At 69.0% G+C, this 19,153-nt stretch carries 23 protein-coding genes; 12 read left to right on the top strand and 11 right to left on the bottom strand.

The features are described from left to right. Positions 1 to 15: 15 nt before the first annotated feature. The 8 genes from AC1D12_RS05675 (at position 16) to AC1D12_RS05640 (ending at position 7,957) form a co-directional block, all read left to right on the top strand. Positions 16 to 861 (top strand): flagellin N-terminal helical domain-containing protein, encoded by an 846-nt coding sequence (locus AC1D12_RS05675; RefSeq protein WP_047510160.1) that lies wholly within the window; start codon positions 16 to 18, stop codon positions 859 to 861. A gap of 176 nt (positions 862 to 1,037) precedes the next feature. Further along, positions 1,038 to 2,453, top strand: a complete 1,416-nt coding sequence (fliD, locus tag AC1D12_RS05670) for a flagellar filament capping protein FliD (protein WP_465113657.1) — start codon at positions 1,038 to 1,040, stop codon at positions 2,451 to 2,453. A 208-nt stretch (positions 2,454 to 2,661) separates the two neighbouring features. Next, positions 2,662 to 3,081: a flagellar export chaperone FliS gene (gene fliS, locus AC1D12_RS05665; RefSeq protein ID WP_047510156.1), complete on the top strand. Its 420-nt coding sequence runs from the start codon at positions 2,662 to 2,664 to the stop codon at positions 3,079 to 3,081. 65 nt (positions 3,082 to 3,146) lie between these two features. Beyond that, positions 3,147 to 3,446: a flagellar protein FliT gene (locus AC1D12_RS05660; protein WP_047510193.1), complete on the top strand. Its 300-nt coding sequence runs from the start codon at positions 3,147 to 3,149 to the stop codon at positions 3,444 to 3,446. Between the two features lie 65 nt (positions 3,447 to 3,511). After that, positions 3,512 to 4,261 (top strand): flagellar brake protein, encoded by a 750-nt coding sequence (locus AC1D12_RS05655; protein WP_477839285.1) that lies wholly within the window; start codon positions 3,512 to 3,514, stop codon positions 4,259 to 4,261. A gap of 42 nt (positions 4,262 to 4,303) precedes the next feature. After that, positions 4,304 to 5,179: an alpha/beta fold hydrolase gene (locus AC1D12_RS05650; RefSeq protein WP_477839283.1), complete on the top strand. Its 876-nt coding sequence runs from the start codon at positions 4,304 to 4,306 to the stop codon at positions 5,177 to 5,179. 28 nt (positions 5,180 to 5,207) lie between these two features. After that, positions 5,208 to 5,939: an alanyl-tRNA editing protein gene (locus AC1D12_RS05645; RefSeq protein WP_477825506.1), complete on the top strand. Its 732-nt coding sequence runs from the start codon at positions 5,208 to 5,210 to the stop codon at positions 5,937 to 5,939. Further along, on the top strand, positions 5,936 to 7,957 hold the full coding sequence (locus AC1D12_RS05640; protein ID WP_477839281.1) for a hybrid sensor histidine kinase/response regulator: 2,022 nt from the start codon (positions 5,936 to 5,938) through the stop codon (positions 7,955 to 7,957). The genes AC1D12_RS05645 and AC1D12_RS05640 overlap by 4 nt, the downstream gene beginning before the upstream one ends. A gap of 323 nt (positions 7,958 to 8,280) precedes the next feature. Here the strand turns inward: AC1D12_RS05640 and AC1D12_RS05635 are convergent, their stop codons facing one another. The 5 genes from AC1D12_RS05635 to AC1D12_RS05615 are packed head-to-tail and all read right to left on the bottom strand — an operon-like array spanning position 8,281 to position 10,252. Then, positions 8,281 to 8,559: a DUF2277 domain-containing protein gene (locus AC1D12_RS05635; protein ID WP_477839279.1), complete on the bottom strand. Its 279-nt coding sequence runs from the start codon at positions 8,557 to 8,559 to the stop codon at positions 8,281 to 8,283. Between the two features lie 12 nt (positions 8,560 to 8,571). Next, positions 8,572 to 8,838 (bottom strand): hypothetical protein, encoded by a 267-nt coding sequence (locus tag AC1D12_RS05630; protein ID WP_477825503.1) that lies wholly within the window; start codon positions 8,836 to 8,838, stop codon positions 8,572 to 8,574. Then, positions 8,838 to 9,374, bottom strand: a complete 537-nt coding sequence (gene yidD / locus AC1D12_RS05625) for a membrane protein insertion efficiency factor YidD (protein WP_477839277.1) — start codon at positions 9,372 to 9,374, stop codon at positions 8,838 to 8,840. Before yidD ends, AC1D12_RS05630 begins: the two co-directional genes overlap by 1 nt. Positions 9,375 to 9,406: 32 nt before the next feature. Beyond that, a complete protein-coding gene (locus AC1D12_RS05620) occupies positions 9,407 to 9,865 on the bottom strand; it encodes a GNAT family N-acetyltransferase (protein ID WP_477825501.1) in 459 nt (152 codons plus the stop codon). A gap of 6 nt (positions 9,866 to 9,871) precedes the next feature. After that, positions 9,872 to 10,252, bottom strand: a complete 381-nt coding sequence (locus AC1D12_RS05615) for a nuclear transport factor 2 family protein (protein ID WP_477839275.1) — start codon at positions 10,250 to 10,252, stop codon at positions 9,872 to 9,874. Positions 10,253 to 10,404: 152 nt separating this feature from the next. Here AC1D12_RS05615 and AC1D12_RS05610 point away from each other — a divergent pair, with 152 nt between their 5' ends. Together AC1D12_RS05610 and AC1D12_RS05605 are read left to right on the top strand one after the other, a co-directional pair. Continuing rightward, a complete protein-coding gene (locus AC1D12_RS05610; protein WP_047510146.1) occupies positions 10,405 to 11,685 on the top strand; it encodes an ATP citrate lyase citrate-binding domain-containing protein in 1,281 nt (426 codons plus the stop codon). A 25-nt stretch (positions 11,686 to 11,710) separates the two neighbouring features. Beyond that, positions 11,711 to 14,425 carry a CoA-binding protein gene (locus AC1D12_RS05605; protein WP_477839273.1) on the top strand — a complete coding sequence of 905 codons (2,715 nt, stop codon included), beginning with the start codon at positions 11,711 to 11,713 and terminating at the stop codon, positions 14,423 to 14,425. Positions 14,426 to 14,441: 16 nt separating this feature from the next. On the opposite strand, the gene AC1D12_RS05600 is transcribed toward AC1D12_RS05605, so the two are convergent. The 5 genes from AC1D12_RS05600 to AC1D12_RS05580 are packed head-to-tail and all read right to left on the bottom strand — an operon-like array spanning position 14,442 to position 17,231. Continuing rightward, the gene (locus tag AC1D12_RS05600; RefSeq protein WP_477828160.1) at positions 14,442 to 14,813 is read right to left on the bottom strand and encodes a VOC family protein; all 372 of its coding nucleotides are present in this window, start codon (positions 14,811 to 14,813) and stop codon (positions 14,442 to 14,444) included. A gap of 13 nt (positions 14,814 to 14,826) precedes the next feature. Further along, positions 14,827 to 15,270: an SRPBCC family protein gene (locus tag AC1D12_RS05595; protein WP_477839271.1), complete on the bottom strand. Its 444-nt coding sequence runs from the start codon at positions 15,268 to 15,270 to the stop codon at positions 14,827 to 14,829. A 31-nt stretch (positions 15,271 to 15,301) separates the two neighbouring features. Then, on the bottom strand, positions 15,302 to 15,907 hold the full coding sequence (locus AC1D12_RS05590; RefSeq protein WP_477839269.1) for a GNAT family N-acetyltransferase: 606 nt from the start codon (positions 15,905 to 15,907) through the stop codon (positions 15,302 to 15,304). 2 nt (positions 15,908 to 15,909) lie between these two features. Further along, entirely contained in the window at positions 15,910 to 16,548 is a 639-nt protein-coding gene (locus tag AC1D12_RS05585) for a pyridoxamine 5'-phosphate oxidase family protein (protein WP_477839267.1), read from the bottom strand. Beyond that, positions 16,545 to 17,231 carry a phytanoyl-CoA dioxygenase family protein gene (locus AC1D12_RS05580; RefSeq protein WP_477839265.1) on the bottom strand — a complete coding sequence of 229 codons (687 nt, stop codon included), beginning with the start codon at positions 17,229 to 17,231 and terminating at the stop codon, positions 16,545 to 16,547. Before AC1D12_RS05580 ends, AC1D12_RS05585 begins: the two co-directional genes overlap by 4 nt. 68 nt (positions 17,232 to 17,299) lie before the next feature. On the opposite strand from AC1D12_RS05580, the gene cynS reads away from it, so the two are divergent. Beyond that, positions 17,300 to 17,743: a cyanase gene (gene cynS, locus AC1D12_RS05575; RefSeq protein WP_047510140.1), complete on the top strand. Its 444-nt coding sequence runs from the start codon at positions 17,300 to 17,302 to the stop codon at positions 17,741 to 17,743. A gap of 34 nt (positions 17,744 to 17,777) precedes the next feature. Here cynS and AC1D12_RS05570 read toward each other — a convergent pair whose 3' ends face one another. Further along, on the bottom strand, positions 17,778 to 18,173 hold the full coding sequence (locus tag AC1D12_RS05570; RefSeq protein WP_477839263.1) for a hypothetical protein: 396 nt from the start codon (positions 18,171 to 18,173) through the stop codon (positions 17,778 to 17,780). Between the two features lie 326 nt (positions 18,174 to 18,499). On the opposite strand from AC1D12_RS05570, the gene AC1D12_RS05565 reads away from it, so the two are divergent. Then, positions 18,500 to 18,928 carry a hypothetical protein gene (locus AC1D12_RS05565; RefSeq protein ID WP_477839261.1) on the top strand — a complete coding sequence of 143 codons (429 nt, stop codon included), beginning with the start codon at positions 18,500 to 18,502 and terminating at the stop codon, positions 18,926 to 18,928. The last annotated feature ends 225 nt before the right edge of the window (positions 18,929 to 19,153 follow it).

Raw genomic sequence — 19,153 nt, 5'->3', positions numbered from 1 at the left:
CTTGAGGAGTGCTTCATGCCACAAACCATCAACACGAACATCGTTTCGCTGAACGCGCAACGAAACCTGAATTCATCCCAGTCCGCCCTGGCGGTCTCGATGCAGCGCCTGTCGTCCGGCTTGCGCGTCAACTCCGCGAAGGACGACGCCGCCGGTCTCGCGATCGCCGAACGCATGAACGCGCAAGTGCGCGGCATGAACGTCGCGGTGCGCAATGCCAACGACGGCATCTCTCTGGCGCAGACCGCTGAAGGCGCGCTGTCCAAGGTGGGCGATGCGCTGCAACGCATGCGTGAACTGTCGGTGCAGGCCCGCAACTCGACCAACAGCGGCAGCGACAAGGATTCGCTGAACAAGGAATTCCAGCAGCTGTCGGCCGAAATCGGCCGCGTGCTGGCGGGCACCACGTTCAACGGCCAGCCGATCCTCGCGTCGACCGGCACGCAGACCTTCCAGGTCGGCGCCAACACGACGGTCAACGACACGATCGACATCAACACCGTCGACCTGACCGTCGATGCCTCGATCACCGCGGTGACCGCCGCGACGACCGTGATCGACAGCACGACCACCTCGGCGACGCTGGCCACCGTGATCGACAGCATCGACCAGGCGCTGAACCTGGTGAACGACACCCGCGCCACCTACGGTGCGAGCCAGTCGCGCTTCGATTCGGTGATCTCGAACCTGCAGACCAACGTCGAGAACCAGTCTGCCGCCCGCAGCCGCATCATGGACGCCGACTTCGCGGCCGAAACCGCCGCGCTGAGCCGCTCGCAGATCCTGCAGCAGGCCGGCAACGCGATGGTGGCCCAGGCCAACCAGCTGCCGCAGCAGGTGCTGCAGCTGCTGAAGGGCTGATGAACGACGAGTGAGACGTGGTGCGTGAAAAATTTCGCACCCGGGGGCTCAAGTTGCCGGCTGTGACTCCGATACACGCGATATCGGATTCCCCTTGGGGGAAGCCTTCCTTCTTTTAGGACAGTGGCAGCGAGGCTTCCTCTGCTTGCCGTCCACTCTTCCGAAAGGTCACGGTCATGGCATCAGTTACATCAGCGGGGATCGGCAGCGGCCTCGACGTCGAATCGATCATCACGAAGTTGATGACGGTCGAAAAGCTGCCCGTCACGCAACTGCAGACCGAAGCGTCGAAGATCCAGACCAAGATCTCCGCTTACGGCTCCATTCAATCCTCGGTGTCGGCCTTCCGCGACGCCGCGCTCGCGCTGACGCGCTCCACCACCTGGGGCGCGACGGCGGCCACCTCCGCCGACACCTCCTCCGTCACCGTGTCCAGCGGCTCCAGCGCCGCAGCCGGCAACTATGCCGTCAGCGTGCAGAAGCTGGCTGCCGCACAGTCGGTGGCGAGCACCAGCTTCGCTTCCAGCAGCACCGTCGTCGGCGAAGGCGCACTGACCATCGACGTCGGCAGCTGGGACATCGGCGAGCCGGGCTTCAAGGCCCGCGCGACCATCAACTCGATGAACATCGCGATCAGCGCGACCGACACGCTGGCCGACGTGCGCGACAAGATCAATTCGGCGGGCGGCGGTGTCTCCGCCTCCATCGTCACCGATTCGAGCGGCGCCCGGCTGGTGCTGTCGTCGACGGCCACCGGCGTCGGCAACGGCTTCCGGGTGACGGCGAGCGGCGCCGGCCCTTCGGCCTTCGCGTACGACGCGACCGACGGCAGCGCCGCGATGACGCGCACCCAGACCGCCGCCGATGCGCAGGCGAGGATCAACGGCCTGGACATCACCTCGGCGAGCAACACGCTGAACGACGTGGTGCAGGGCCTGACGATGAACCTGCAGAAGGTCACCACCGGTGACGTACAGGTCAGCGTCGCGCAGGACAACACCTCGATCAAGAGCGCGCTCACGAACTTCACGGCCGCCTACAACGGGCTGGCGTCGCTGCTGAAGACGCAGACCAAGTACGACGATTCGACCAAGACGGCCGGCACGCTGCAGGGCGATAGCACCGCGGTGTCGCTGCAGCGCCAGCTGCGCACGATGCTGACGGGCACCGGCTCGGCCTCGAGCGCGTTCCCGACGCTGTCGTCGATCGGGCTGGAGATCCAGACCGACGGCACGCTGAAGGTCAACGACACCAAGCTGACCAGCGCACTGGGCAACCTGAGYGAGATGAAGAAGGCGTTCGCCAACAGCGACGCGACCGACTCGGCCAACGACGGCTTCGCGCAGAAGCTGCGCGCGCTGGGCGACCAGGTGCTGGGCACCGACGGCTCGCTGGCGGCCCGCACCAGCGGGCTGAACAGCACGCTGAAGGACAACCAGGAACGGCAGGACGACATCACTGACCGGATGACGAACACCGAGAAGCGCCTGCGCGCCCAGTACACCGCGCTCGACACGAAGATGGCGGGGCTGAACACGCTCAGCACCTACATCACGCAGCAGATCGCCAACTGGAACAAGAGCACAGGCTGAAGGAGCGCCCCGCAGGGGCGCACTCCGGTCGATCCGTGCAACACCGTCAGACCCCGGTCCGGACGGTGTTTTCACTGGAGCAGGTGCCTGCAACATCCCTTCACACTTGAGGGAGAAATGGACCCTGTTTCACCCCACTTGTGCGGCCTAAAGGCCGCGCGGGGCGGGCCGATAAACAGTGCATCCAGTCACGCACAAGGCCAAGAACATGTTCGGTTCCGACTACTCCGCATCGCCCTTCGGCGGCCGCAGCAATGCCTACCAGGCAGTGCAGGTCGGCACCGGGGTCGACGGCGCATCGCCGCACCAGCTGATCGCCATGCTGTTCGACGGGCTGATCGATTGCATCGCCCAGGCGCGTGGCGCCATCCGCAACAAGAAGATCGAGGAGAAGGGCCGTGCCCTCGGCCGCGCGGTGCGCATCGTCGATGAAGGCCTGAAGGCCGGCCTGAACCTGAAGGACGGTGGCGCGCTCGCCGCCCAGCTGAACGACCTGTACGCCTACATGGCCCTGCGCCTGACGCAAGCCAACCTGCACAGCGACGAGGCGGCCCTCGACGAATGCGTGCAACTGATCGAGCCCCTGCGCAGCGCCTGGGCCGAGATCGACATCAAGACCGCCGCCTGAGCCAGGACCCGCACACCATGAAGCATTTCCAGATCGACCGGTCGAACGACAACGGAGACCACCCCATGAACAAGGCCCTGTTGAACTACTACGAAGCCATCGAGCGCGCCAGCCAGGACATGCTCGAAGCCGCCCGCGTCGGCAACTGGGACCACGTGGTCAAGCTCGAAGGCGCCTGCGCCGTGCTGATCTCGCAGCTCAAGCACGCCGCCGCGCAGCGCCCGCTGGATTCCGAGGAAGCCCAGTTGAAATCGCGCATCATGCAGCGCATCCTGGTCAATGATGCCGAGATCCGCCACCTGGCCGAACCGTGGCTGGAAGACCTGGACGCGATCCTCGCCGGCAAGCCGAAGACCGTTCACTGAGCCGTTCGCTGACGTTCACTGATCGCGGCGGGCCGTCCCGCCGACCGGAGCCGAATTTGGACACGATGCCGATGCCGCTGGACGTGCTGGCCGCCACCCATGGCGGGCTGGACGATTTCCGCCTCTCCGCCGTGCCCGAGGTGCTGGCGATGCTCAAGCGGCTGCAGGACGGCAACGTGATCGTCCACCTGAACGGCAGCGACRGCGCCAACTACACCACCACGCTGTGGTCGATCGACCCGGTGCGCGGCCTGATCAGCTTCAGTGCCGAAGGCGAGAACAACCAGGTGCAGGCGCTGGTCGAGTCGGCGGACGCCGTCGCGGTCGCCTACCTGGACAGCATCAAGCTGCAGTTCGACGCGGTCGGGCTGGTGATGGTGCACAACGGCCGCAACGCGGTGCTGAACTGCGCGATGCCGCGCGAGCTGTTCCGCTTCCAGCGCCGCAGCGGGTTCCGCGTGCGCCCGCTGCTGCGCAGCACGCCGGTGGCGCGCGTGCGCCACCCGGCCATCCACGAGATGCCGCTCGCGCTGCGCGTGCTCGACGTGAGCATCGGCGGCTGCGCGCTGTTCCTGCCCGACGACGTGCCGCCGCTGCCGGCCGGCGTGGTGCTCAACGGCGTGCAGATGGACCTCGATGTCGACACGCGGGTGCACGTCGCGCTGCGCCTGCAGCACGTGACCTCGATCAACCCCGATTCGCGCGGCGTGCGCCTCGGCTGCGAGATCGTCAACCCGAGCAGCGACGTGTCGCGCGCGTTGCAGCGCTACATCGACCAGACCCAGAAACGGCAGCGCCTGCTGGCCGGAGGCTAGCCTTCCTTCGCGCGCGGCCGGGCGTGGCAAGATCGCCCCTGGTTGAACAACGAAGGCCAGCGCGTGCGCATCCAGATCGAGCCCGGTGTGAGGCTGTTCGTCGACGTCGAAGGCCCCGGCCACGTCCCCGACGGCAACGGTGTGCGGGAAAAGCCCAGCCTGGTGCTGCTGCACGGCGGTCCGGGGTTCGACCACGTCGCCTTCAAGCCGCTGTTCTCCCGCCTGGCCGACCTGGCCCAGGTCGTCTACTACGACCACCGCGGCCACGGCATGAGCGACCGCCGCCCGCCGTCGGAGTGGACGCTGGACACCTGGGCCGACGACGTGGTGCGGCTGTGCGATGCGCTCGGCATCGTCAAGCCGATCGTGCTCGGCCAGTCGTTCGGCGGCTTCGTCGCACAACGCTACATCGCGCGCCACCCGGCGCATGCCGCCAAGGTGATCCTGTCGAGCACTGCCGGCAGCATGGCGATGCCGCGCAAGCTGGCGATGTTCGAGCAGCTCGGCGGCCGCGAGGCGCGCGACGTGGCCGAGCGCTTCTGGGCCGATCCGAGCGACGAGAACAACGCCGTCTACCAGCGCGTCTGCAAGCCGCTGTACAACCCGAGCCTGGTCGGCCGCGTCGAGAGCGCGCCCTGGCGCTTCACCGCCCCCGAGATCCTGCAGGCCTTCATCCGCGGCGAGCAGCGGCAGATGAACCTGCTGCCCGGACTGGCCGCCGCGCAATGTCCGGTGCTGGTGCTGGCCGGCGAACTCGACCCGGTGTGCCCGCTCGAAGATGCGCAGGACATCGCCGCGGCGCTGCCTGCGCGCTGGCGGCAGTTCCAGTCGTTCCCCGGCATCGGCCACGGCGCCTGGCGCGAGAAGCCGAACGAGGCCTTCGACGTGCTGCGCCGCTTCATCACCGACCCCGCTTGACGCCACGACCACGGCCAGGATGCACGCGATGACCACTGAAGAACTGTTCCGCGAAGACGCCGCGCTCGACGAATGCGAGGCGCGCATCACCGCCCTCGGCGAGACCGGCGTGCAGCTCGACCGCACCGTGTTCTACCCGCTCGGCGGCGGGCAGGCCGGCGACCGCGGCGAGCTGCGGCTGGCCGACGGCCGCGTGCTGCAGATCGCCGACACCCGCAAGGGCGTGGCGCCGGGCGAGATCGTCCATGTGCCGGCGCCCGGCCAGGAGGCGCTGCTCGCCACCCTGGCGCCCGGCCAGCCGGTGACCGCCCGCATCGACCGGGCGCGCCGCGAGCGCCACATGCGCTTCCACACGGCCACCCACCTGCTGTGCGCGCTGGTGCCGCACCCGGTCGACGGCTGCTCGATCACCGCCGACTCGGCGCGGCTCGATTTCCACATGACCAACCCGCTCGACAAGGAGGCACTGACCGCCGGCCTCGCCCGCCTGGTGGCCGGCGCGCACCCGGTGCGCCACCGCTGGATCAGCGAGGCCGAGCTCGATGCCAACCCCGGCCTGGTGCGCAGCATGAGCGTGCAGCCGCCGCGCGGCCTCGGGCGCGTGCGGGTGCTGGAGATCGAAGGGGTCGACCTGCAGCCCTGCGGCGGCACGCATGTCGCGAACACCGCCGACATCGGCGCGGTGGTGGTGACGAAGATCGAGAAGAAGTCGGCGCAGACGCGGCGCGTGGTGCTGGGGTTCGCGGCGCCGCTGTCATGAGCTCGAACGGCGACGCCGGCTCTGACCAGCGTGAGCTGCGTTGGTCGACGACGCGCTGGGGGGCGGAGCCGCCGTCGCTGCCGATGCTCGACCCGGTGCTRATGGGCGTGCTGCTGGAGCACATCAACACCCGCGTCGCGGTGGTCGGCCGCGACGGGCGCTACCTGTACGCCAACCTCGAGGCGCTGCGCTTCATGGGCCTGCCGTCCGAGCGCGTGATCGGCCACCACATGTCCGAGGTGCTCGACGACGGCGTCTACCGCAACTTCGTGCCGATCTTCGAGCGGCTGTTCGCCGGCGAGTCGCTGCACCTGCAGGGCTGGGTGCACTACCAGCAGCAGGGCCGCCGCTACCGCGAGCAGGTGCTGGTGCCGTACACGCCGGGCGGCGGGCCGGTGCAGGCGGTGGTGGTCTGCGGGCTCGACCACACCGACCTGCGCCAGGGCGAAGAGGAACTCGCGCTGCGCCAGGAGCAGCTGCGCGCCAGCGAGGCGCTGAAGTCGGCGATCGTCGACCACGCGCTCGCCGCGCTGATCTCCACCGACGCCGACGGCCGCATCGTCGAGTTCAACCCGTCGGCCGAGGCGATCTTCGGACGCCGGCGCGCCGACGTGGTCGGGCTGCCGGTCAGCGAGGTGATCGTGCCCGAGCGCCACCGCGCGGCGCACGAGGCGGGCCTGCGCCGCATGCAGGCGGGCGGGCCGCCGCACGTGCTCGGCAAGCGCATGGAGCTGCACGCGCTGCGCGCCGACGGCAGCGAGTTCCCGATCGAGATGGTGCTGTGGCGCAGCGATGTCGGCGGCACCGCGTTCTACACCGCGTCGATCGCCGACGTGTCCGAGCGCCACGACGCCGCGCGCGAGATCGAGCGCCAGCGCGAGGCGCTGCGCCAGGGCGAGCGGCTCACCGCGATGGGCAGCCTGCTGGCCGGCGTCGCGCACGAGCTGAACAACCCGCTCGCGATCGTGATGGGGCGCGCCACGCTGCTCGAGGAGAAATTGATCGAGCAGAGAGGCGAAGACCGGCCCGACCTGCAGCACGACGTGCAGCGCATCCGCGAGGCCGCCGAGCGCTGCGGGCGCATCGTGCGCACCTTCCTGAACATGGCGCGCAGCCGCCCGTCGCAGCGTGGCGTGGTGGTGCTGAACGACCTGGTGCGCGCGTCGGCCGACCTGCTGGGCTACACCTACCGCAGCCACAACGTCGCGCTGCAGCTCGACCTGATGCCGCAGCTGCCGGGCGTGATGGGCGATGGCGACCAGATCTCGCAGATCGTGCTGAACCTGATGGTCAATGYGCAGCAGGCGCTGTCGATGACGACCGGCGAGCGGCGCATCCACATCAGCACCGGTGTCGAGCAGCGCCGCACCGACCGCGAGCCGCGCGTGTGGCTGCGCGTCGTCGACACCGGTCCGGGCGTGGCGCCCGAGGTGCGCGCGCGGCTGTTCGAGACCTTCTTCACCACCAAGCCGGAGGGGCTGGGCACCGGGCTCGGGCTGTCGGTGTCGCGCTCGGTGGCGCGAGAGCATGGCGGTGACCTGGTGCTCGAGTCGACGGCGCAGGGCGCGTCGTTCCGCCTGAGCCTGCCGCTGAGCGGCGAGGCCGAACCGGTGCCCGACGAACCGGCCCCGCCGCCGGCCGAGGTGCCGGCGCTGGCGCAGGTGCTGGTGGTCGACGACGAGCCCGAGCTGGYCGAGCTGCTGCGCGACATGCTGGAGCGTGCCGGCTATGCGGTGGCGACGGCGCTGTCCGGTGCGGTCGCGCTGGAGCTGCTGGAAGCGGCGCGCTTCGATGCGGTGGTGTCCGACCTGCGCATGCCCGACATGGACGGCGCGGCGCTGTGGCGGGCCGCATCGGCGCGGCAGCCGGAACTGGCGCAGCGCTTCCTGTTCGTCACCGGCGACACGCTGTCGCCCGATGCGAGCGAGTTCCTGAAGGCGACGCGCTGCGCCGGGCTGGACAAGCCGTTCTCGAAGCCCGACCTGCTGGCGAAGATGGCGGAGATGCTGAAGGCCTAGGTTCGTCGTTGTTGTTGCGGAAGGCGCGGGTGGGGAGTGTGGGGCGCGCCGGTCGCGGCGGTCATCGCCCCTGGCGGGGCGCTGACTACCCTGCGCTGACTGGTTTCATGGCCCGTCGCCCAAACTCCCTCCGCTCGCTTCGCTCGCTGTGGTCAAACAGTGGGCGACAGTCAGTTCACGAAGCGTGCTGCGCACGCGGGCCATGAAACCAGCCAGCTCCGGCGCCACTCCCTTATTGGCGCTCCCCAGACTCCCCACCCGCGCCTTCTGCCACCGCCCTGCCTGTTGAGAGATGACAAGCGAACAAGTGGGGGTTGATCGGGTTACGAGGCTCGGCTGCCGAAGCGTTCGGCGGATCGTGCGCGGGCCTTTGCGGCTTCGACCTCGCGGTCGCGCGGCTCGGCGTTCGTCACCATCGAATCGATCAGTGCGCGCGCCGACGCGGCGACCTCGGCCACCGCGCGCTCGAACGCCGCTTCGTTGGCCTTGGACGGCACGGTGAAGTCGCTGAGCTTGCGCACGAACTGCAGCGAGGCGTCGCGGATCTCCAGCTCGGTGGCCGGCGGCTCGAAGTTGAACAGGGTCTTGATGTTGCGGCACATCGCGATGACTTCCTAGCGAAGCTTCCAGGCCAGCAGCACGCCGATCGCGGCCGGCACGGCGAAATTGAGCAGCAGGATCGGCAGCTCCTCGGCAACCGAGTAGCCCGCGCGCGCGACGCCGACCCACATGTTGACGGCGCAGATCAACAGCCACAGCACCAGGAAGCCGGCGCCGGCCCAGGTCACCGCGGCCGGGTAGTGGGCCACGAACAGGCGGGCCAGCACCAGCATCGAGCCGAGCAGCAGCAGGCCGGCGGTCAGGAACAGGACGGTGCGCATCAGGGCTCCTTGGGTGGGCCAGCGGGTGGCGTGGGCGGGGCAGGCGCCGCGGACGGCTGCCGGTCCTCTCGTCGATTCTTGTGCCGATTCTGCCGCGCGGCGACGCGCTCGCGCGCGGCATCGGCCGACGAGTTGCGGCTGCAGCGCTTCTTGCGATCGACGCAGTCGGCGCAGTCCAGCGCATCGCAGGCGCACTCCGCCACGTCGCAGGAGTCGAACGGGTTGCAATCGGCCCCGCCGCAATCGAAGTCGCACAGGCCCGATTGCGGATGCGGCCGCGGCCGATGGCGTGCCGCCTGCAAGGCCTCGTGGCTCAGCGCACAGGCATCGAGCCGGCAGCCCAGCACGCCCAGGCCGTTCCACAGCCCGTGGCGGCGGATCGCGCGGGCGCCCAGCGCCGAGCAGCCGCGCCGACCGGTCTGCACCGCATGCGCACAGCGAAAGCCCTTGTGCGGCGAGACGAAGCGCTGGTACAGGCCGATCATCGCGAGGGCCGCCTGCGCCGGCCAGCGCTCCGGGTGCATCGGCTCAGGCACCGGCGATCGCCAGCGAGAAGCCGTCCCAGCCCTCACTCGACATCGATGAATCCCTTGCTGAAGGCGGTCGCCTCGTCGTCGAAGACGGCCATCGCGGTGCGCATCGGCCTGAAACCGAACTTGCGGTAGAAGGCTTCCTTGCCGGGGACGGCGTAGAGGATGATCTTGCGGTGCCCGGCACACATCGCGAGCAGCCGCGACATCACCTCGGCCCCCACGCCGCGCCCCTGCTGGTCCGGGTGCACCGCGACATCGCACACATAGGCGCAGTCGGCCCCATCGGACAGCACCCGCCCGGCGGCGACCAGCCGGCCGCCGGCTTCGCGCGCGAAGCAGCAGAAGCGGCTGTTCGTGAACACGGTCTGCAACAGGGCGGCCGTCTTCGTGCCCAGCGGCGCGGCGCGGTACAGCGCCTCGAGTTCATCCCAGCCGATGCCGTGCCAGGTGGTGGTCCAGGTCAGTGCCAATCGAGGTGCTCCGGAATCGTTCACGGCTTCTCAGCGCGGCGCGGGGCGCGGTACGCGCTGCGCCGGATCATAGAAGAAGGTTTCTTCGGCGATGCGCTCGCCCTCCCAGCGCTGCCAGGCGAGCTCTTCCATGTGGGTCGTGCTGCCGTCGAGCCATTCGAAATCGAAGATCCAGCGGATCACGACGTGGTCGCCGTTCACCAGCACCGGCCGCACGCACTGCGAGCGCACCGACCGCGCACGCGCCATCACCTTGTGCTCACCCGCCACGTGCGCGTCGCGGCCGATGCGTGGCGGCGACTGGTTCTCCTGCATCGTCGAACGCTCGGTGTAGAACGCCTCGCAGGCCTCGGCGTGCGCGTTGCGCTCGACCATCGCGATGAAGCTCTTCAGCGTCTCGGGCATCGGCATCGTCGTTCTCCAGAGCGGGTCGGGGAAGGGCGACATTGTGCGTCGAATAGCCCGAATGAACGTCGGATGACAGCGGTTCGACAGGCCGGCTGCGCACCATCGCGGCCACGTTGCGGCACCGCCTGGCAACGACAGCGACAAGGAGACACCCCATGCAGATCACCGGCATGTTCCACGGAGCGCGCCTGTTGCAGTTCGTCGGTTTCCCCGCCACCGAGGTGCTCGGGCCCGGCGCGAGCGAGGAAGAGATCAAGTCGCTGATCGATCGCCATGGGCAGGTGTTCGTGAAACCGATGTTCAAGGGCGGCATCGGCCAGAAGGGCAAGGCCGGGCTGCTGGGGCGGGCGAGCGACCTGCGCGCGGCGCTGGCCGAGAAGGAGCGGCTGTACTTCGCCGAGCACGCGGTGGGCGGGCAGCGCGCCAAGGCCAACGGCGTCACCTTCGAGGCCGGCGTGCCGGCGCGGCACGAGGTCTATTTCTCGATCACCGATTCGACCCGCTTCCGGGCACCGACGATGACGCTGACGCACCGCGGCGGCGTCGACATCGAGGAGGTCGAGCGCCGCGAGATCGCCGTCGTCCCGTTCGATCCGCTGACCGGCCTGAAGGCCTTCGTCGTCGCGAACGCGCTCAGCGAGATCGGCGCGCCGCGCGAGATCATCTCGCCGCTGGTGCAGCAGTTGCCCAAGCTGTGGGACCTGTTCCACGACTTCGGCATGACGACGCTCGAGCTGAACCCGATCCGCCTGCGCGAGGACGCGAAGGGCCGGCTGGTGCCGGTGGCCTGCGACTTCAAGTGCGGCTTCGACCGCGACGATCCGCGCTGGGCGCGGCTCGGCCTGCCGGCGCACCTGTTCACCGCTGATCACTCCGATTTCGAGCAGGAGATCAACCAACTGCGCACGCACCAGGGGCAGAGCGATGTCTACGTCGTCAACGACGGCGGCACCATCCTCGCGCCCACCTTCGGCGGCGGCGCGAATTCGCTGGTGACCGAGATGCTCGGCGACGCGGCCATCATCTCGTCCGACTTCGGCGGCAACCCGCCGTACGAGAAGATGAAAGAGGTCGCGCGCATCTGCTTCCGGCACTGGCTGAAGCAGGCCAACGTGCTGTTCATCATCGGCGGCAAGTCGAACAACACCGACATCCACGAGACGCTGCGCGCGATCGCCGACGCGCTGCGCGAGCACGTCGGCCTGCACGGCGCCACGCCGCTGTACGTCGTGCTCGGGCGCGGCGGGCCGAACCTGGTGCGCGGCATGGCGGTGCTGCGCGACACCTGCGACCAGCTCGGGCTGCCATACCGGATGTTCGGCTTCGATTCGGACATCAGCCAGGTGATCTCGTACGCGAAGCAGGCCGATGCGTGGATGAAGTCCGGCGGGCGCGCGCAGCTCGCGGCCGGGCTGGGCCTGCCGGCGTCGGCATGAGACCCCTCACCAGGAGAGCAACACCATGCAGATGAACCCGCTCCAGAAACAAGGCGTCGGCGATTTCAGGTACTTCGTGGGCACCAGCTCGCTGGCGCAGATCGCGACGCGCGACGACCGCGTCTGCGTGCTCAACATCCTCGGGGCCGAATCGAGCGAGGTGACGCCGATCGGCCATGCCTGGTCGGGCGGCAACGTCGTGTTCGGCACCGCGCCGGGCAAGGGCGGGCAGGTGCTCACCACCGCGTCGGGCGACATCCCGGTCTACAACAACGTGCGCGACGGCCTGCAGGCCGGGCACCGCTTCAACTGCGGTGTGGTCTACCTGCCGCCGGCGGCCGCGCGCGACGGCGTGGCCGAGCTGATCCGCGTGAACCCGCAGCTGAAGAAAATCTTCATCGTCACCGAGAAGATCCCGGTGCACGATGCGCGCGAGATCCGCGCGATGGGCCAGCAGGCCGGCGTCGACATCTTCGGCGCCAACGGGCTGGGCGTGGCCGACGCCTGGAACCGGGTGCGCATCGGTGGCGCGCTCGGCGGCGATGCGCCGGGCGACACGCTGCGGCCGGGCTCGATCGCGATCTTCTCGAACTCCGGCGGCTTCTCGACCACCATCGCGCAATACCTGCGCATGAGCGGCTGGGGCACGACCACGGTGGTCTCCAGCGGCAAGGACGTCTACATCCACTACGCCGCGCCCGAGTTCGCGTTCGCACTCGCCAACGACGCGCGCAGCAAGGCCGCGKTGCTGTACTGCGAGCCGGGCGGCACCTACGAGCTCGACGCCCACTTCACGAAACCGGTGGTGGCCTGCGTGGTCGGCCGCTGGAAACGCCGGCTGACGCGCGCGGTGGGCCATGCCGGCGCGATGGCCGGTTGCGAGGACGATGCGCTGGCGAAGGAGCGCTGGTTCCTCGACAAGTTCGGCGTCGACGGCATCTTCACGCCCGAGGAACCGCGCTTCTCGGCGCGCGGCGCGCTGGTCACCAACATCGCGCACATCCCGGCCGCGCTGCTGGCGGTGATGCGGGCCAACGCGACGCTGCCCGACTTCGAGCCCGAGGGCAGCCTGGTGCTGAAGCCCTGGTTCGCGTCCGACGCCGGGCTGGCGCTGCCGCCGGCGCTCGCGCTGYAGGTGGTGGCGCCGGCCGCGCCGTATGCCGCGCAGGTCGAGCAGGTGAACCGACAGGTGGGCGGCATCGTGCCGCGGCAACCGATGAAGGATGCATCCGGCGCGTCGCAGATGGATGCGCAGACGCAGCTCAGCAGCCTGCACGGCGTCTCGATGCTGCAGGCGGCGACGCTGGCGTTCGAATCGCTCGTCAAGCTGGCGCTGCTGCACGAGGCCGGCGACGAGAACGACCGGCGGCTCGTCGCGACGGCGATCGCCGCGCACGTCAACCTGCACGGCACGCCGATGCTGGCGGCAGCCCAGGCGGCGCGCGAGGCCGGCAACGCGCCGAACGCGGTGCTGGCGGCCGCCGTGGCGATCGTCGGGCCGCGCGGCCAGCAGGGCGCGCGCGAGGCGGCCCGGCTGCTGATCGACCGCTTCGCCGCGGCCGGGCTGAAGGACCCGCTGGACGAGCGCTTCGACCTCGGCAAGGTCGACATCCTCGGCTGTGAAGGGCTGGTCAGCGGCACGCCGGATGCGCGCGCGCAGGCGCTGCTGGCCGCGCTCGATGCGCGCGGCGCAAAGTCCGCGCTGCTGCGCTGGCTGCGTGCGCTGCCGGGCCATCCGACGGCCGATGCCGTGCTCGCCGCCATCACGACCACGCTCGCCTGGACGCCGCTGATGGCCAAGCGCGTGTCGCGCCTCACGGCCGAGAGCCTGCCGTGGTGGATGGCCTTGTTCGGCACGCTGATCGGTGCTTCGGCACCGGACACGCGCCACCAGGCCGGGCAGTTCTGCAGCTTCGACGACGCGCAGTTGCTGGGCCGCTGTTCGCTGACCGAGATCGCGTTCGCCGCGTTGATCGGGCTGCCGCCGGTCGATGAAGACCTGTTCGTCTGCCAGACGCTGTTCGGCTTGCTGCTGACGAACGGTCCGGGGGCGATCTCGGCGCAGGGCGCGAAGGGCGCAGTGTCGGCCGATGGCCCCGAGGCCGCTCAGCGCGTGCAGCTGAACAAGGCGCTAATGGGCTTCCTGACGCACACCGGCTACACGCATGGCGGCAACGGCTACGAGGGCATCGCGTTCCTGAACGAGCAGTTCCGCGACACCCGGCTGGCCGACCCGGCCGATCCGGAGCACGGCATCGACCTGGCGGCGCTCGCGTGGCGCACCGCGCAGCGCTATGCGAGCTACAAGGCCGAGCGCCGCAGCATCGGCAGCACCGACATCGCGAAACTGCCGGGCGTGAACCACCCGGTCTTCAAGGACAAGCCGGTCAACCACGACCCGCGCGAGGTCTTCATCGCGCAGCTGCTCGAGCAGCGCGGCGAGCACAACGTGTTCCACGCCTACTACCGCGCACTGGTGCAGGCGCTGCTCGACGCCGGCGTGTCGCGCAACGTCTACTGCGTCAACATCGATGCGGTGATCGCATCGTTGCTGCTGAAGATGCTGTGGAAGCGGCTGCGGCGCGGCGAACTGGCCGAGCGCGACCTGGAGACGGCGGCGTTCACGATCTTCCTGATCCCGCGCATGCTGGGCTGTGCCGCCGAGATCGACGACCACCTGAACCGCGGCCGCAACATGGACACGCGCACGCCGGCGTCGAGCTGCCGGTTCGTGGCCTGAGCTGGCAGTGTCGCGGCTACGCCTGCGGGCTGTGGCAGACAGCCTCGAAGTTGTGCCCGTCCGGGCCGATCACGTACGCGCCGTAGTAGTTCGGGTGGTAGTGCGGCCGCAGGCCGGGGGCGCCGTTGTCCTTCGCGCCCGCGGCCAGCGCGGCGGCGTGGAAGCGGCGCACCTGCTCGCGGTCTTGCGCCGCGAAGGCGATGTGGATCGGCCCCGGTGCGTTGCCGAACGAGCCGAACCAGAACTGGCCTTGGCCCTCGCGGCCGATCATGGCCCAGCCCTCGGCCTCCTTCGTGATGCCGATGCCCAGCGGCTCCAGCGCAGTGACGAGGAAGCTGCGCATCGCGGTGAAGTTGCTGACGTTGAAGCCGATGTGGTCGAAGGTCATCGAGGTCTTCCTTTCAGGCGGGCGGTTCGTGCAGGGGCGCATTGTGGCCCGGGGCCGCGGCGGATTCCAGCGCCTTCTTCATCGCCTGCAGGCCCTGCCCGATCATCGCGGCGATCGCCGGGGCCATCGTGTCGGGCAGCAGGTCGGCGATCCACACGAGGCGGCAGCGGTCGGCGCCGTCCTCGAACACCTGGGCCGAGGCATTGTGGTGCGTCAGCCGGCCGCCGGCCGCGCTCCACACCAGCCGGCGCTCGCCGTCGTCGAGGGTGACGATCAACTCGCGGGCCACCACGCCGTTGGCGAAGGTCACGACGCGGGCGCCGCCCCCGTCCTCCAGCCGGCAGTCGGTGACGAAGCCGGGCACCAGCCGGGTGTGCAGCGCGCCGATGTCGCGCACTGCATCCCACAGCTCGCGGGCCGGGACGTTGATCGAGATGTGCTGGTGGATCGAGGCCATCGTGTGCTCCGGTGTGCCGTGCGGCGGCGCGTCAGCGGTCGCCGCTTCCGGACATCTTCATCGCTTCCCACTCGCGCCGCAGCAACCCGTAGAGCCAGCTGTCCGACACCTCGTCGCCGACGATCCAGCGCTCGCGCAGGTGGCCTTCGCGGGTGAAGCCGAGCCGCTCGAGGCTGGCCGCCGAGCCGCGGTTGCGCGGGTCGATGTCGGCCTCGATGCGGTTCAGGTTCATCGCGGTGAAACCGTGGTGCAGCAGCGCTCGCAGGGCCTCGTTCATGTGGCCACGGCCCCAGGCCGGGCGGGCGAGCACGTAGCCGACCTCGGCGCGGCGGCAGGCGGCGTTCAGGTGGAACAGCGTGCACAGGCCGATCAGCGCGCCATCGTCGCGCCGTTCGATGGCGAGGCGCAGGTGCTCGCCGGCGGCCATCGCGGAGCGGTCGCGCTCGATCATCGCGTGCGCCTGGTCGATCGAGGTCCACGGCGGCGCGCTCCAGTAGCGCATCGTCTCGGGGTCGCTGAAGATCGCCAGCAACGCGGGCGCGTCGCCGTCATGCACCGGGCGCAGTCGCAGCCGCTCGGTGTGCAACTCGACCGCGGCGTTCGAAGGGGGCGTCGGGGTGGGGGTCGGAGTGGACATCGTCAATACAAGGTCGTGCGCTGCCGCTCGGGCAGGTCGCGGTCGTAGGCCTCGCCGTCGATCGCCGCATCGGTGAGCGCGGCCAGCATCGCGCCGGCCGACGGCACGGTGCTGCGCACGTCGTCTGCGGGCGGCGTCCACAGCTTCGAGCGCTGCAGTGCGCGGGCGCACTGGAACAGCACGGTCTCGATGTGCACGACGATCACGCACTTCGGCGGCGTGCCGTCCATCGCGAGCCGCTGCAGCAGCGCCGGGTCGACGCTGATGCGGGCGCGACCGTTGACGCGCAGCGTCTCGCCGACGCCGGGGATCATGAACAGCAGCGCGACGCGCGGGTCAGCGAGGATGTTGCGCAGGCTGTCGATGCGGTTGTTGCCGCGCCGCTCGGGCAGCAGCAGCGTGTGCTCGTCCTGCACGGTGACGAGCGGCGCCGGGTCGCCGCGCGGCGAGGCGTCGAGCCCGCCCGGGCCGCTGGTGGCGAGCACCGCGAACGGGGCGGCTTCCAGCCAGCGGCGGTACACCGGGTGCAGCGAGGGTGCCTCCTTGCGGATCGAGGCCTCGCCGACGGTGCCGAACAGGGCTTCGAGGGTGTCGAGGTCGCTGACGGTGAAGGGAGCGGGGGTGGTGGTCGGATCGGTCATGGTTGAACCGCATGTTGCCATCGCAGGCCGTGCGGCGGATCGGCGGGTACGAACAGGAAGTGCAGCACCCGGCGGCGGCCGGTGCCGGTGGCCTTCGACGACGCGTGCAGCAGCAACGGGCGCATCACGAGCGCGTCGCCCTTCGCCGCGCAGAGGGTGACTTCGAGACCCCGGCTGCGCAGCGCGATGGCCTCTTCGTCGGCGATGTGTCCGCGGCGATGGGTGCCGGGGATCACGCGCAGCGGCCCGTCCTGCGCGGTGCAGGGATCGAGGTGCAGGCGCACGGCGATCAGTTGCGCGAGGAAGTCGGCGGGCGGCTGGACGAACAGCGCGCCTTCCTTCTCGGACCAGGCGCGCAGGGCCGGGTGGTCGACGCGCTCGGCCACCGGGATGCCGAGGTCCTGGTGGACCGGCACCAGCCAGTTGATGGCCGCGGATTTCTCGAAGAAGGTGCACTGCACGGCGACGCCGCCGGCCGGCATCCATCCGGACAGCACCGGGTGCTGCCGCAGCCGGCGGGCGAGGGCCGCGCACCAGGGCTGAGCGAGCAGGCTGCGCGTGCCGGCGCCGGCGGCGCCCAGGGCCTGGACGAGGTCCGCGACGCGGTCGCATTCGTCCGGCGCCAGGACGGCGGGGACGAGCGCGCTGCCGGTTTCCTCGAAGGCCTGGGATGTGAGCAGCATCGACATGGTGCGCGGCAGGCTAGCACGATCGTTGCTACGTGGCCTGCACCGTCCACAGGAGCATTGCCATGAGCCGCCTCGATGTCACCGAGAAGATCATCGCGACCAAGGTCGCCAAGGGATTGAAGTGGTCCGACGTGGCCGCGAAGGTCGGCCTGAGCAAGGAGTGGACGACGGCCGCCTGCCTCGGCCAGATGACGTTGACGCCGCAGCAGGCCGGCGTGCTCGGCGAGATCTTCGGGTTGAGCGATGCCGAGCAGAAGTGGCTGTGCGTGGTGCCCTACAAGGGCTCGCTGCCGACCTCGGTGCCGACCGATCCGCTGATCTATCGCTTCTACGAGTTGGTCAGCGTGTACGGCACGACTTTCAAGGAATTGATCCATGAAGAGTTCGGCGACGGGATCATGAGCGCGATCGATTTCAGGATGGATCTGCAGCGTGAGCCGAACCCGGCGGGCGATCGGGTCAGCATCGTGATGAGCGGGAAGTTCCTGCCGTACAAGACGTATTGAGCCAGGCAGGTATTGGAGCCCGCCTGAGCGTGGCTCATCCGGTGACGTGGAAATACCCGATGGTTGGGTAGACGCCGTTCCACTGCACGAAGCAAGTCGAGTAGTAGACCGAGACCACTTTGCCCGACGCATAGGCGGCCAGGAATGATCCGTAGGCCAGCTTGCCGCCGGGTGTGCTGGCGTCCCAGCGAAACTCGAGCGTCGGCGCCGCGCAGGTGGTGCCACTCAGCCCGGGGAAGGGCGCCCCGTCCAAGGTCATGAAGCAATTCACGCCTTCGCATCCGATGTCGACGATGTGCCGGAAACCGGTCGATCCAGCGTCTGCATGCGCACCGGCGGGGATGATGGCTGCTGCGAGCACCAGCGCAGAGGCGATGCTGGTGGCTGACCGCAGGGCGGCATTGAGATGCGAGCCAAGATTCAGAGACACGAAAACTCCTCCCGATGGATTGACCAAAGGCGGAGAGCATAGTCGCGCGCACGATGGCTTCTGTCGGCACGGCGTCGCGGGCATCGAGTCGCCCCAGACGCACAGTGATGACATCCACAAATCGAAGGATGGCGACATCTTTTATTGCGGCCGGGCTTGCGGGAGCAAGTCGGCTTCGGTTAACGTTGGTGACAGCGGTCACATCTTGATCGCGCAATGAATCGACAGGCGCCCACGAGCGCCTTTGTGCTGGAGGGATCGCCCGGGATGTCCATCGCTTGTGCAAGCGGGGAGTGCTCGTGCGTCCGTTGAACGAGGAATGTGCGTTGAAGACGATGTATTTCATTGGCGGGCGCGAAATGATGCGCCGACTGGCCTGTGCTCTCGGAGGATGCGTCGTTCGCGCGTTGCTTCTTGCCGGAGTCTGGTGCGTGGGTTCGAATGCTTGTGCTGCCGAAGGGAGCATCACCGGCACCCTTCAATTCGTGGCGGTGATCCAGGCCAACGCCATTGGTCACCAGGCCGGGAATCTCGAGATTCAGGTTGTGGGCGGTTTCTCGGTCCCGACCGGGATGTCGTGCGATCCGAACTACATCACCACGCTGAAGAGTGTCGATGCGGACAAGCGCATGTTCGGCCTGCTGTCGATGGCGCTGCTGGCGCAGAAGCCCGTCACGCTGTACATCACCGACAACCCGGCGGTCACTGCATTCCCGGGGCGTTGCAGCCTGGTCGCCGTGACGCTGCCGCGGTGACGCAGAACTTCTGAATGCGCCGGTGCGGGTCTATGTCGGCGACATCACCCTCCGATTGGAATTTCATGAAGAAACTGCTTGCGTTCATCGCGACTTGCGCCATGGCCGTGCCGGCCTCCACGCAGCCGGCCTATGACTGGCAGATCTCGAACGTGCATATCACGGCCATCGAGGCGACCTACATGCCCACGGCGGTGCTGTTCACCGTCGACACCAACGCCGGGG

Source organism: Rhizobacter sp. P1_G5 (assembly GCF_056405435.1).
The sequence above is the reverse complement of the archived record's forward strand: the minus strand, read 5'-3'. Positions and strand labels throughout refer to the sequence as shown.

Excerpts from the sequence above, each read along its gene's own strand:
- AC1D12_RS05660 (WP_047510193.1), top strand. The coding sequence starts at position 3,147 with ATGAACAAGGCCCTGTTGAACTACTACGAAGCCATCGAGCGCGCCAGC.
- AC1D12_RS05610 (WP_047510146.1), top strand. The coding sequence starts at position 10,405 with ATGCAGATCACCGGCATGTTCCACGGAGCGCGCCTGTTGCAGTTCGTC.
- cynS (WP_047510140.1), top strand. The coding sequence starts at position 17,300 with ATGAGCCGCCTCGATGTCACCGAGAAGATCATCGCGACCAAGGTCGCC.
- fliS (WP_047510156.1), top strand. The coding sequence starts at position 2,662 with ATGTTCGGTTCCGACTACTCCGCATCGCCCTTCGGCGGCCGCAGCAAT.
- AC1D12_RS05635 (WP_477839279.1), bottom strand. The coding sequence starts at position 8,559 with ATGTGCCGCAACATCAAGACCCTGTTCAACTTCGAGCCGCCGGCCACC.
- AC1D12_RS05585 (WP_477839267.1), bottom strand. The coding sequence starts at position 16,548 with ATGACCGATCCGACCACCACCCCCGCTCCCTTCACCGTCAGCGACCTC.
- AC1D12_RS05590 (WP_477839269.1), bottom strand. The coding sequence starts at position 15,907 with ATGTCCACTCCGACCCCCACCCCGACGCCCCCTTCGAACGCCGCGGTC.
- AC1D12_RS05600 (WP_477828160.1), bottom strand. The coding sequence starts at position 14,813 with ATGACCTTCGACCACATCGGCTTCAACGTCAGCAACTTCACCGCGATG.
- AC1D12_RS05675 (WP_047510160.1), top strand. The coding sequence starts at position 16 with ATGCCACAAACCATCAACACGAACATCGTTTCGCTGAACGCGCAACGA.
- AC1D12_RS05615 (WP_477839275.1), bottom strand. The coding sequence starts at position 10,252 with ATGCCGATGCCCGAGACGCTGAAGAGCTTCATCGCGATGGTCGAGCGC.
- AC1D12_RS05580 (WP_477839265.1), bottom strand. The coding sequence starts at position 17,231 with ATGCTGCTCACATCCCAGGCCTTCGAGGAAACCGGCAGCGCGCTCGTC.
- AC1D12_RS05645 (WP_477825506.1), top strand. The coding sequence starts at position 5,208 with ATGACCACTGAAGAACTGTTCCGCGAAGACGCCGCGCTCGACGAATGC.
- AC1D12_RS05630 (WP_477825503.1), bottom strand. The coding sequence starts at position 8,838 with ATGCGCACCGTCCTGTTCCTGACCGCCGGCCTGCTGCTGCTCGGCTCG.
- AC1D12_RS05595 (WP_477839271.1), bottom strand. The coding sequence starts at position 15,270 with ATGGCCTCGATCCACCAGCACATCTCGATCAACGTCCCGGCCCGCGAG.